This window comes from Bradyrhizobium sp. SZCCT0148, assembly GCF_018129985.1.
Lineage (GTDB): Bacteria > Pseudomonadota > Alphaproteobacteria > Rhizobiales > Xanthobacteraceae > Bradyrhizobium > Bradyrhizobium japonicum_H.
Genome location: NZ_JAFCKT010000011.1, coordinates 106,113 through 118,829, shown reverse-complemented (window position 1 = coordinate 118,829; position 12,717 = coordinate 106,113). Strand labels below are relative to the sequence as shown.

Below are 12,717 nucleotides of genomic sequence, written 5' to 3'. Positions count from 1 at the left end.
AGCCTGCCCCTCGCCAAACCCACTGGTTGCGCAAGCGGAGCCGCGCTAAAATCCTTCCATGACAGTGACAGATATTGCGAGCCGGACCTACAATCACAGCTGGCGGCTGGATCCCATCATCCGCAGCCTGCTTGATACTGACTTCTACAAACTATTGATGTTGCAGATGATTCGGGAAGCGTACCCGAAGCAACAGGTGACCTTCTCGGTCATCAACCGCTCGCGCCATGTTCGGCTCGCCGAGATCATCGACGAGGGCGAGCTCCGCGCCCAGCTCGACCACGCCCGCACCATCCGCTTCACCAAGAAGGAGCTGATCTGGCTGGCGGGTAACACTTTCTACGGCAAGACCCACATGTTCTCGGCGGACTTCATCCGCTGGCTGGCCGAATTCCGCCTCCCCGAGTACGAGCTGCGCAAGGTCGAGGGCCAGTATGAATTGCATTTCCACGGCCCCTGGAGCCACACCACGATGTGGGAGATTCCGGCGCTGGCGATCCTCAACGAGCTGCGCTCGCGCGCGGCGATGAAGGGCCGCGGCCGCTTCGAGCTCGACGTGCTCTATGCCCGCGCCAAGGCCAAGCTGTGGACCAAGGTGGAGCGGCTGCGCAAGCTGGAGAACCTGCGCCTGTCCGACTTCGGCACCCGCCGCCGCCACGGCTTTCTCTGGCAGCGCTGGTGCGTGGAGGCGGTGAAGGAAGGGCTGGGTCCGTCCTTCATCGGCACCTCCAACGTGCTGCTTGCGATGGACAACGATCTCGAAGCCATCGGTACCAATGCGCACGAGCTGCCGATGGTCGCCGCCGCGCTGGCCAGGGACGACGAGGAATTGCGCTGGGCGCCATATCGCATTCTCGACCAGTGGCGCCAGACCTATGGCGGCAACCTGCTGATCGCGCTGCCCGACGCCTTCGGCACCAAGGCCTTCCTGCGCGATGCCCCGGAATGGGTCGCCGACTGGACCGGCTTCCGCCCCGACAGCGCGCCGCCAATCCAGGCCGGCGAAGAGATCATCGCCTGGTGGGACAAGAAGGGCCGCAATCCCAAAGACAAGCTTCTGGTGTTCTCGGACGCCATGGATGTCGGCTCGATCGAGGAGACCTATCACCACTTCGCCGGCCGGGTGCGGCTGTCCTTCGGCTGGGGCACCAACCTCACCAACGACTTCGTCGGCTGCACGCCGGACGGCTCGTTCAATCTCGATCCGATCTCGCTGGTCTGCAAGGTGTCGTCGGTGGACGGCCATCCGGCCGTCAAGCTCTCCGACAATCCGGAGAAAGCGACCGGCATGCCCTCCGAGATCGAGCGTTATCTGCGCGTTTTCGGCGATGCCGGCCGCGTCCGCAAGCCGGTGCTGGTCTAACGGCGCCGACGAAACTCTCTCGGTCGTGTACACTGCGCAGACCAATGCGAGGCATTGGTTCGCGATACTGCGCCATTTGTGATTGGGCAGTATTTTAAGCAAACAGGGCAAACCGGGTTCACAGCGCCTTCACCTTGCACTGCAGTCTCCTGCAGTCTCCTGCAGCCTTCAGGCCGGGTTAAGCAACCATCGCCTCTACTTGGCGTTGCAGGCGCAGCGCTTCCGCTGGGGGTGGTGCGCGATTTGGGGAACGCAGGGTGTTTCGCAGAACAGCGACGTCAACGAAGGGACACAGCTTCCTTCATGTCATCAAGCTCGTGTCGCCTTTCGTGATGGTCGTCGTGCTCCAGGCGGCGATCGCGGGATTCAGTCTCGAGGTGATGTCGTCGGTCCGCGCCTATGTCGGCGGCGAAGCGATGTGGTCGCGTTCGCAGAAGAACGCTGTTTATTTCCTCAATCTCTACCTGCATTCGGGCGACGCCAGCCAGTTCGCGCAATACCAGTCCTCGCTTGCCGTTCCCATCGGCGACGAATTCGCGCGCTGGGCGCTCGAGCGCGACCCGGTCGACGTCGAGGCCGCCCGCATCGGCTTCCTGCAAGGCGGCAACCATCCCGATGACGTCCCGGGATTGATCTGGCTGTTTCGCTACTTCAATGGCGTCAGCTTCCTTCAGGATGCAATCCGCGAGTGGGCCGCCACCGATCCCATGTTGCTCGAGCTCAGCGTCTTCGGCGAGGTCATCCGATCCGAGTTGGAGAACGGTCCTGTTCGCGACGCAAACCGGCTGCAGTTCCTGTCGTCGCGGCTCTCCGAGCTCAACACCCAATTCACGGTCCATGCCAACCGGTTCTCCACCGTGCTCGGCGAAGGCTCCCGCGCCATCAAGCTGACGCTGACCGGCATCAACATCGTCACCGCCGGGACGCTGATCCTGCTCCTGATCTGGCACACGAGGCGATTGGTGCTGCAGCGCCAGGCCTTCGAAGATGCCCTGGATGCCGAGAAGGAACGCCTGGTGTGGCAGGCATCGCACGACTGGCTGACCGGCCTGTCCAACCGCCGCGCCTTCGAGGCGCGCCTGCAAAGCGAACTGGACGTTGCCGGAGCGGATTCGCTGGGCCTCATCCTGCTCGACCTCGACCAGTTCAAGAACGTCAACGACAGCTGCGGGCACCTCGCCGGCGACCGCCTGCTCTGCCAGGTCTCGCGCCTCCTGCAACAGGACCGGCATCCCCGCGATCTGGTGGCCCGGCTTGGCGGCGACGAATTCGGACTGATCCTGCCCCAGTGCTCGCCTGCGAAGGCGCTCGACATCGCCGAACGGCTGCGCCGATCGCTGGAGCTGTTCAACTTCGTCTGGGACGATCGCTGTTTTGCGGTGACTGCCAGCATCGGGGTCACCTGCATCGCCGACGCCAACACCACGCTCGAAGCCGCGATGCGGTGCGCGGATGCCGCCTGCTATCGCGCCAAGGAGAAGGGACGCAACCGGGTTCAGGTTGACGGCGGAAGAGCCGATGCCGTCGTCGTGGCGCCCCGGCCGCGCGAAATCGCGCGCGCCTGACGTTCTCCGCCGTCACCGCCGCGGCAGGATCCCGAGACCCACCAGATGCGCGTCGAGGAATTGTTCGACCTGCTGACGCAGCAGCTGGGGCGGCACGGCCACCATGCGCTCTTCCAGACCGAGCGATATGATTCCATGCACGGCTGAAAACAAGGTGCGCGACAACAGCGCGATCTTGACGTCATCCGCATCCGGCAGCAGCCGGACCAGGGGCGGATGCATCAGCGCGAAAGCATCCATCACCATCTGCAGGATGTCGTCGGGATAAGGGCGGTCGTCCTCCATCCGATGTTCGAACAGCGAGCGCAGCAGATTGGCGTGCTCCGAGAAGAATTCGAGATAAGTCTCAGCGAGCCCGTAGAGCTGGCGAACGGGGTCCTCATCTGAAACCCCGCGAAGTCGGTCCGTGAGCGCCTGAACGGTCTCCCGATTGACGGTTAAAATCACCCCGTCGAAGTCGCCGAACTCGTTATAGACGCTGCCGACCGAACAGCCGGCGGCCTCCGCGACGTCCCGAACCTTCAACGATCTCAATCCCTTAGCGGCAATGATGCCCCGCGCGATCTCCAGGATCTGGAGCCGTCTTCGATTTTTTTTCTGGTCTCGAGGCGATTCTTCTTGAACATTGTTCATTTTCAAGCTACTCATGTGAACATTGTTCAAATTAGCCTGGAGACCTGTAAAATGCAAACCCTCGCTGTTGATATCGCCGCTACCTTCGTGGATGACGCCATCGTTCTCGTGACCGGCCCTGCCCGCGCCCTGCTGCGGTTCGCCATGAGGCCGATCGATCGCATCGCAAATGCCTGCGACATTGCCGGCGTGCTTGCCGAACGCCGCGCGACCTTCCGGATGTGGCGGGCCAGCCGCGACCGCGCACGTCTCGAAGGCCGCAAGCTCAGCATCCTTGGCCGCCTGTCGCCCTTCCGCCACCTCGCCCATCTCACCTGAAGCGCGCGACAGCCTGCACGTTCCGGTCGATTCGAATGCAGGATCAGGTTGCAAGGAAGGACTTACCATGCCCCGACATCGGCATCCGATTTCGTCACCTTCGGCGATGCGGTTCAACTTTTCCTCATCGCCCCACGCGATACCCCAACAGGCGCGACCTCTCCGCCCGAACTGCAGTCGTGACCAGATATTTGCGAACCTAACGAGGCCACTTGGATACCAACAAGATCAGAGGGACCGAGGGGACAGAGCAGGCGCCGACCATCGTCACCCTGCAATCGTCCGATCCCTATCCTTCCGGTCGTGACGTTTCACCCACTCTGCAAGCACTTCAGGCTGCCTTTCCAAAACAGGACTGATCATGATCAGGGAATTGATGTCGTCACGCCGCTTTGCGCCGCTGTTCTGGGCGCAATTCTTCTCGGCGCTCAATGACAACGTGCTCAAGAATGCGCTCGTCATCATTCTGCTCTACAGCGCCGCAACCGGCCATGGCGACGCGCTGGTGACGGTGGCGGGCGCCGTCTTCATCTTCCCCTATTTCATCCTGTCGGGGCTCGGCGGCCAGCTCGCCGACAAATACGTCAAGTCCGTCGTCGCAAGGCGGCTCAAATTCGCCGAGATCTTCGCCGCGGCGTTCGCGGCCGCCGGGTTCTTCCTGCACTCGGTGCCGCTATTGTTCGCAGCGCTCGCGCTGTTCGGTGTCATCGCCGCGCTGTTCGGGCCCGTGAAATACTCCATGCTCCCGGATCAGCTCGAGCTCGGCGAGCTCGCGACCGGCAACGCGCTGGTCGAAGGCGCGACCTTCATGGCGATTCTGCTGGGCACCGTCGCCGGCGGCCAGTTCGTGGCGGGATCGGCGCATATGGGCTGGGTCGCATCGGCCGTGGTCGTGCTGGCCCTGCTGTCCTGGGCGTTCGCTTCCCGCATTCCGCAGACGACACCGTCGGCGCCCGACCTGCCCGTCGATGCCAATCCCTGGACCTCGACGGTGAGCCTTCTCAAGACCCTGCACGCCGACCACCGGCTGTGGGACGGCACCGTGATCGTCTCCTGGTTCTGGCTGGTCGGCGCGATCGTTCTGTCGCTGTTGCCGGCGCTGGTCAAGGAGGTCGTCGGCGGCACCGAGGGCGTGGTGACGCTGTGCCTTGCGATCTTCGCCATCGGCATCGCCATCGGCTCGCTGTTCGCGGCCAACCTCAGCCACGTTCGCCCGAATCTCGCGCTGGTACCGATCGGTGCCATCATCATGGGGTTTGCCGGCCTCGATCTCGCATGGGCCATCGGCGTCACCGCCAAGGGCCAGGACATCACCGCAGCCGGTTTCGCGACCTCGTTCGCGGGCCTGCGCATGCTGGCCGACTTCGTCGCCTTCGCATTCGGCGGCGGCCTGTTCGTCGTTCCCTCCTTCGCCGCGGTCCAGGCCTGGTCGGCGCCATCCGAGCGCGCCCGCATCATCGCCGCCGGCAACGTGCTGCAGGCGGCCTTCATGGTTGTCGGCTCGCTGTTCGTCGCGCTGCTGCAGGCGGCCGGCCTGCATATCGGCTGGATCTTCTTCGGCCTCGGCGTCGCCAGCTTCGGCGCAGTGTGGTTCGTGCTGACCAAATGGGGCAAGGAAGGCGTGCGTGATGCCGGCGGACTGCTGTTCCGCGCCCTCTTCCGCACCGAGGTCCGCGGTCTCGAAAATCTGCCGCCTCCGGGCACGCGCATGCTGATCGCACCCAATCATGTCAGCCTGATCGATGGCCCGTTGCTGCACGCCGTGTTGCCGATCGACGCGAGCTTCGCGGTCGACACCGGCATTGCCAAGGCTTGGTGGGCGAAGCCGTTCCTGCGCGTCGTCAAGCACTACACCATGGATCCGACCAAGCCGCTGGCCGCGCGCGACCTGATCAAGCTGGTCGCCGCCGGCGAGCCGGTGGTGATCTTCCCGGAGGGACGCATCACCGTCTCGGGCTCGCTGATGAAGGTCTATGACGGCACCGCGATGATCGCCGACAAGGCCGACGCCGTGATCGTGCCTGTTCGCATCGAGGGCGCGCAACGCTCGCATCTCAGCTATCTCAACTCCAGCCAGATCAAGCGCTCGTGGTTTCCCCGGGTGACGGTCACCATCCTGCCGCCGGTCAAGTTGCCGGTCGACCCGGCGCTGAAGGGCAAGGCGCGCCGCAATGCTGCCGGCGCCGCACTTCAGGACGTCATGATTGACGCCATGGTCAAGAACGCGATGCTCGATCACTCGCTGTTCGAGGCGCTCGGGCACGCCTATCGCGACCGCGACACCGGCAAGGTCATCATCGAGGACGCACTCGGCACCAAGCTGACCTATCGCAAGCTGATCCTCGGCGCGCAGGTCCTGAGCCGGAAGCTGGAGAGCGGTACCGTCGTCGGCGAGAATGTCGGCGTGCTGCTGCCGAATTCCGCGGGCGTCGCCGTGGTCTTCATGGCGCTGCAGAACATCGGCCGGGTCCCGGCGATGCTCAACTTCTCGGCGGGCCCGGTCAACGTGACCGCCGCCATGAAGGCTGCGCAGGTCAAGACCGTGCTGACCTCGAAGGCGTTCATCGAGAAGGGCAAGCTCGACAAGCTGATGGCTGCGATCTCCGGAGAAGCCCGGGTCGTCTATCTCGAGGACGTCCGCGCCTCGATCGGCACGGCCGACAAGATCAAGGGCCTGCTCGCCGGCACGACGCCGCGCGTCGTCCGCCAGGCCAGCGACCCCGCTGTGGTGCTGTTCACGTCGGGCTCGGAAGGCACGCCCAAGGGGGTGGTGCTGTCCCATCGCAACATCCTCGCCAATGCGGCGCAGGCTTTGGCGCGGGTCGATGCCAACGCCAACGACAAGGTGTTCAACGTACTGCCGGTGTTCCACTCGTTCGGGCTCACGGGCGGGATGATGATGCCGATGCTCGCGGGCATCCCGATCTACATGTACCCCTCGCCGCTGCATTACCGGATCGTGCCTGAGCTGATCTACCAGACTGGCGCAACCATCCTGTTCGGCACCGACACGTTCCTCACCGGCTATGCGCGCTCCGCCCATGCCTACGACTTCCGCACCTTGCGCCTGGTGATCGCAGGCGCCGAGGCGGTCAAGGACCGCACGCGGCAGGTGTTCATGGAACGCTACGGCATTCGGATCCTCGAAGGCTATGGCGTCACCGAGACCGCGCCGGTACTGGCGATGAACACGCCGATGGCAAATCGTCCCGGCACCGTCGGCCGCCTGTCGCCGCTGATGGAAAGCCGCCTCGATCCGGTCCCCGGCATCGAGGAAGGTGGGCGGCTCTCGGTGCGCGGACCCAACGTGATGCTCGGATACCTGCGGGCGGAAAATCCCGGCGTGCTCGAAGTGCTCCCCGAGGGCTGGCACGACACCGGCGACATCGTGGCCATCGACGACGCCGGCTTCATCACAATCAAGGGCCGCGCCAAGCGCTTTGCCAAGATTGCGGGCGAAATGGTGTCACTGTCGGCGGTCGAAGCCATCGCGAATACACTATGGCCGCAAGCCGGATCGATTGCCGTGTCGATCCCCGATCCGCGCAAGGGCGAGCGCATCGTGCTGCTGACGACGGAGAAGAACGCCGAGCGCAGCGCAATGCAGGTCCAGGCCAAGACGATCGGCGCCTCCGAGCTGACCGTTCCCGCGGCGATCATGGTGGTCGACAAGGTGCCGCTGCTCGGCACCGGCAAGACCGACTACGTCACCGCCACTGCAATGGCCCGCGAGCAGGCGTCAGCGCCGGAGCGCGAGGTGGCGTAAGACACATGCACGAGGCGCCTCAATCAGGCGACGCGCGATGCCCGGGAGTGGTTCTGCTTCACGGCATCGCGCGGACCTCGGCATCGCTGACCAAGCTGGAGCGGGCGCTCCAGACCGCCGGCTTCGCAACGCTCAACATCGACTATCCCAGCCGCAGCAAGCCGATCGCGGCCCTCGCCGATGATCTCCACCCGGCAATCTCGGGCTTCGCCAACCGCAACGCGCCTCTGCATTTCGCTGCATATTCGATGGGCGGTCTCGTCACACGCGCCTACATCGCGAAATATCGCCCGAAAAGGCTTGCCAGTGTCGTGATGCTTGGGACGCCGAACGGCGGTAGTGAAGTTGCCGACCTCCTCAGCGGATCGCGGCTCTATCGCGCTTTCTACGGACCCGCCGGACTCGAATTGACGACGGCCCGACCGATGGCCTTTCCCGCCGTGGATTATCCCGTCGGCGTGATCGCAGGAAGCCGCTTCATCGACCCCGTCGCCGGACTGTTTATTTTGCCGAAGCCGAACGACGGACGAGTGTCGGTACAAAGCGCAATGCTTTCCGGGATGGCCGACCATGTCGTCGTGAAAGCCTCGCATACCGGACTTCCGCGTCACAGCGTTGCGATCGCGCAGACCATCGCCTTCCTGCGCGACGGCCGCTTTCAAGCGGGATAATTGGTCACGCCGCCGTCCGCCGCTCCTGCGCATAGCGCACCAGGGCTGCGAAGCGATAGATGCCGTGCACGAATTTGCCGTAGGGCATGGTGATGAACAGCGCGAACACGGCGCCGAGATGCAGCGCCAGCAGCGGTCCCATCGCGGCGGTCTCGCGCAGGACCAGAAGCGCCATGCCGGTGAGGCCGGTCAGGAACAGCATGGCGATGAAGCCGACATCCATGCCGTAGCTGAACTCGTCGAGCAGCGCCGGATCACGTTTCATCTTGGCCAAGAACAGGCCGACCGGACCGATGATCAGACCGATTCCGCCGAGCGTGCCCAGCACCACCGGCAGGTCCCACCACGGATACGGCGCCTCGCGCGCAAGCAGGTAGTGATACAGCGTCGCCACCGAGGTCGCGGCAAAGCACAGCAGGAATCCGTAGAAGGTCAGGTGGTGATAGAATTTGCGCCGGTCGGTCGGCTTGTCGTCCTCGTTGTAGCAACCAACGCCGCCGCCATGCAGATAGCGCAGTTCGCCGGCATCGCGGATCGCCTGGAAGATCGAGCCCCCATCGGGGCGGCCGCCGATCGGCGTGCCGATATCGCGCCAGAACGCGCGCACGCTCATGACCAGCGCTAGGACTGCATAGAGGAATGCGGCGCTGAACAGCGCCGCCATCGCGTTGTGCGGCATCAATTTGTAGAAAGCGCCGGGGCCGGTGTGCACACCGAACAGCACGCTGCGGTCGTTCAGCGCGGCGAAGCCGAGGATGAAGGCGGCCATGCTGAGTGCGGCGACGATGCTGATGACGAGCCCGTTGCGGGCGAAGGCGCCGGACAACGCACCCGGCCAGGCATAGGCGGCATAGGATTCGGCACGCGCGATCGCGAGCGTCTTGGGGACATTGACGTTGAACTCATGCGGCGGCGAGAATTGGCAGTCGACATAGCAGGCGCCGCAGGAATGGCAGAGATTGGCGAGGTAGTTGAGATCGCCGTCCGAGAAAGAGCGCCGCATCTCCATGGCGGGAAACACCGCGCAAAGACCCTCGCAGTAGCGGCAGGAATTGCAGACCGTCATCAGGCGGTCGGCCTCGTCCAGAATTCTGGTTCCGTGCATGGTTCTACTTCACCAGGCCTTTGCCCTCGAGCCATTTCTGGATCAGGGCAGCAACCTCGAGATTGTTCTTGTCCATCATCACCATGTGCGAATTGCCTTTGATCCCGACCTGCGGAAGATCGACGACGTCGACGCTGCCGCCGGCGGCCTTGATGGCGTCCGCGAAGGCGACGCCGTTGACGCGGATCTTGGGCCAGCGCGAGTCCTTCTCGATATAGTCGCCATAAACGATGAGCGTCGGGATGTTCTTCAGCAAGTCCGCCTTGGCGGGATCACCGATACCGGCCGGTTCGATCGCGATCAGCGCCTTGACCTTGTCGGGACGAGCCTGCGCAACCCTGAAGCCGAAGCTGCCGGCTTGGCTATGGAACAGGATCACCGAGGGGCCGACGCGATCGATCTCGGCGATATAGGCGGCGACGATCGCGTCGTCCGTCGTGGTCCAGCGAGGCACGTTCTGCTTGACGAAGTTCTCGTAGCCCTCGACGGGAAACTGGTTGCCCGGCAACAGCTTTCGCTTGGCGGGATCCGGATCGTACGAGTTTGGCCCATCGCCGATGCGAAAACGCTCGAACGGATTGGCGGTGGTGAGGAAGACCGGTTCACCCTTGAAGATATCGGGGTATTGCGCCCAGCCGGCGCGCCCGCGCTCCACCGCATCGGAATTGTAGACCGCCCAGCCCTTGCGCAGGAAATAGTTCAGCCAGCCCTCGCGTCCGTCGGGCGTGGTCTCGTAGGTGACGCCCGTCAGGCCGCCGCCATGCCACATCAGCAGCGGGTAGGCTCCCTTCTCGTTCGCCGGCAGGAAGTACTGCACGTACATCTGCTCGACCTGATAGGTGCCGTTGGGATCGACCTTGGCGGGCACGCCGCCGGGCGTGAACACGACCTCCTTCACCGGCTTGCCGGAGATCTCGACGAGACGCCCGCCGACATGGAACGAGCCCATGTCGCGCAGGGTGATCGGCTCGCCGGCGTGGGCGTGGCCGACGGCCAGCAGCACCGTGAGCGAAGTGATGGCAATGCGTGACATGGTTTCTCCCTCAAGTCTTTTCTTTAGTTTCGTGCATGTTTCGCCGCTTCGCGTCCTGCGATCCGCCCGAACACGCTGCCGATGGTCATGCCCATGCCGGCGGCGTAGCCCTTGCCGAGCACGTTGCCGGCCATGATCTCGCCGGCCGCGAACATGTTGGCCGACGGCCTGCCGTCAGCCATCTGCATCCGCGCCTCCTTGTTCACGCGTGTGCCGAGATAGGTGAAGGTGATGCCGGGCCGCACCGGATAGGCAAGATAAGGCGCCGCCTCGATCTTGCGCGCCCAATGCGTCTTGGGCGGGCTGATGCCCTCCGTCACGCAATCGTCCAGGATGGTATGGTCGAACGTCCCGGGCCGCACCGCCGCGTTGAATTCAGTGATCGTCTTCTCCAGCGCGGCCGGATCAAGCTCGAGCTTGCCGGCAAGTTCGGCGATCGTCTGCCCGGCAATCGGCGGAAACAGCGTCGGCATGAAGCTGGTGACGACGCTGGAATCGAAAATGATGTAGGCGATCTGGTCGGGCTGCGCCGCGACCAGCCGGCCCCAGATCGCGTAGCGCTTCGGCCAGATATCCTCGCCCTCGTCATAGAAGCGCTGCGCCTGCTTGTTCACGACGATGCCGAACACGACGGAGTCGTGGCGCGTGATGATGCCGCCGTCGAATTTCGGCGCGCGGGCGTCGATCGCCACGGCATGACACTGGGTTGGATCGCCGACCTCCTGCACGCCCTTGTCGAGCAGCATCTTCAGGATCGAACCGCGATTATAGGGCGTACCGCGGATCAGGAAATTGTCGGCCGCTTCGCCCCAATATTGCTTGAGCCATTCGATGTTGGCCTCGAACCCGCCGGCGGCTGCGACCAGCGAGGTCGCGCGGATCTCGGTTTCGCCCCTGATCGGCCGTTTGAGGCGCGCGGCGAGGAACATGCCGTCCTCGATCACGAGGTCGGTCACCTCCGCGTCGTACTCGACATCGACACCGAGCCGCTCGGCGGTCAGATACAAGGCGTTCAGCATCGCGCGGCCGCCGCCGAGAAAGAAGGAATTGGTGCGGCCGAGGCTGAGCGTGCCGCCGAGCGAGGGTTGCCAGCGCACGCCCTGCTCCACGATCCAGTTCAGGATGTCCTTGGACTCGCGGATCATGTGGCGCGCGAGCACCTCGTCGGTCTGCCCCCCGGTGACGCGCAGCAGGTCTTCCCAGAACTCCTCCTCGGTGTAGGGACCGGTCAGGATTTCGGTGGCCGCATCATGGGCGCAACGCATGTTGCGGGTGTGGCGGGTGTTGCCGCCGCGATAGAACTTCGGCGCGCCTTCGAGCACCAGCACCGAGGCACCGCCACGCCGCGCCGAGATCGCCGCACACAGCGCTGCGTTGCCGCCGCCGATCACCAGCACATCGTACTTGCTGCTCATGCCGTCTGCCCGATGCGACGAAGTTGGAGATATTCTGTCCGGCGGCGGGCCAGGTCAACCGCCGCCATTGCGTACTTTCGTATACAAAGATATACAGAAGCCCTGCAAGCGTCATCTCTGCATGGGCAGAATGCGCCTGCTCCGAGGCAATATGGCAAGGCGCCCGGCAAAGACAGGTGGATCGATCGCGCGCGGCGGCAGCGTTGCGCTGGGCGAAGCTGTCTTCCGCTCACTGTGCGAATCGCTGCAGGCCGGCAGCTATCGCGCCGGCGACCGCCTGCGCGAGGAGGAGGTCGCCCAGCGGCTCAAGGTCAGCCGTACGCCGGTTCGAGAAGCCTTGGGCCGGCTCGCGGCACGCGGCTTCGTCGAGCCCGCCGCCGGCCGCGGGCTGATCGTGCGCAGTCTCGACATCTCCGAGGTGCTTGAGCTTTACGCCATGCGCGAGATCATGGAAGGCGCCGCCGCGCGCCTCGCCGCCGAACATGCTTCGGCGCCCGAGGTGGACGCGCTTCGCGACATCGAGCAGGCCTTTGTCGAGGCCTCCGCGACCGACGCCGCCGGGATCGCAGGAGAATGGGCGAGGCTCAACCGCGCCTTCCACGAGGCGATCTGCCGTGCCGCCCGCAACCGCTACCTCGACAATGCGTCGCGGGAATTGCAGGACTGGATCGCCCTGCTCGGCCCGACCACCTTCACCGTCTCAGGGCGTCCCTCGACGAGCCATGGCGAGCACGAGGCTATCATCGATGCCATCGCCGCGCGAAACGGCGACAAGGCGGAGCAGCTCGCGCGCGCGCATATCCGCGAAGCGCTGCGCTGCCGGCTGAAATTGTTGCAGAAGCAGTAAT

General features: G+C 64.3%; 9 protein-coding genes. 5 read left to right on the top strand and 4 right to left on the bottom strand.

The window, feature by feature from the left end; genetic code table 11:
- Nucleotides 1-58: 58 nt before the first annotated feature.
- Together pncB and JQ580_RS26425 are read left to right on the top strand one after the other, a co-directional pair.
- Entirely contained in the window at nt 59-1,363 is a 1,305-nt protein-coding gene (gene pncB, locus JQ580_RS26430) for a nicotinate phosphoribosyltransferase (protein WP_212283135.1), read from the top strand.
- Nucleotides 1,364-1,620: 257 nt separating this feature from the next.
- Complete coding sequence (locus JQ580_RS26425; RefSeq protein WP_212283133.1) at nt 1,621-2,928, top strand: GGDEF domain-containing protein; 1,308 nt, start codon at nt 1,621-1,623, stop codon at nt 2,926-2,928.
- A 12-nt stretch (nt 2,929-2,940) separates the two neighbouring features.
- Here the strand turns inward: JQ580_RS26425 and JQ580_RS26420 are convergent, their stop codons facing one another.
- Nucleotides 2,941-3,561, bottom strand: coding sequence for a TetR/AcrR family transcriptional regulator (locus JQ580_RS26420; RefSeq protein ID WP_212283244.1), 621 nt, complete (start codon nt 3,559-3,561; stop codon nt 2,941-2,943).
- Between the two features lie 679 nt (nt 3,562-4,240).
- Here JQ580_RS26420 and JQ580_RS26415 point away from each other — a divergent pair.
- Together JQ580_RS26415 and JQ580_RS26410 are read left to right on the top strand one after the other, a co-directional pair.
- Nucleotides 4,241-7,645 (top strand): acyl-[ACP]--phospholipid O-acyltransferase, encoded by a 3,405-nt coding sequence (locus tag JQ580_RS26415; protein WP_212283131.1) that lies wholly within the window; start codon nt 4,241-4,243, stop codon nt 7,643-7,645.
- A 5-nt stretch (nt 7,646-7,650) separates the two neighbouring features.
- Nucleotides 7,651-8,316, top strand: coding sequence for an esterase/lipase family protein (locus JQ580_RS26410; RefSeq protein WP_212283129.1), 666 nt, complete (start codon nt 7,651-7,653; stop codon nt 8,314-8,316).
- A gap of 4 nt (nt 8,317-8,320) precedes the next feature.
- Here JQ580_RS26410 and tcuB read toward each other — a convergent pair whose 3' ends face one another.
- Genes tcuB through tcuA form a run of 3 tightly spaced genes read right to left on the bottom strand, consistent with a single transcriptional unit; the run spans nt 8,321 to nt 11,869 of the window.
- Nucleotides 8,321-9,421, bottom strand: a complete 1,101-nt coding sequence (gene tcuB / locus JQ580_RS26405) for a tricarballylate utilization 4Fe-4S protein TcuB (RefSeq protein WP_212283127.1) — start codon at nt 9,419-9,421, stop codon at nt 8,321-8,323.
- A 4-nt stretch (nt 9,422-9,425) separates the two neighbouring features.
- On the bottom strand, nt 9,426-10,454 hold the full coding sequence (locus JQ580_RS26400) for an alpha/beta hydrolase (RefSeq protein WP_212283125.1): 1,029 nt from the start codon (nt 10,452-10,454) through the stop codon (nt 9,426-9,428).
- Between the two features lie 23 nt (nt 10,455-10,477).
- Nucleotides 10,478-11,869 (bottom strand): FAD-dependent tricarballylate dehydrogenase TcuA, encoded by a 1,392-nt coding sequence (gene tcuA, locus JQ580_RS26395; RefSeq protein ID WP_212283123.1) that lies wholly within the window; start codon nt 11,867-11,869, stop codon nt 10,478-10,480.
- Nucleotides 11,870-12,020: 151 nt separating this feature from the next.
- Between tcuA and JQ580_RS26390 the strand changes: the two genes are divergently transcribed.
- Nucleotides 12,021-12,716: a GntR family transcriptional regulator gene (locus JQ580_RS26390; protein WP_212283122.1), complete on the top strand. Its 696-nt coding sequence runs from the start codon at nt 12,021-12,023 to the stop codon at nt 12,714-12,716.
- Nucleotide 12,717 lies beyond the last annotated feature (1 nt).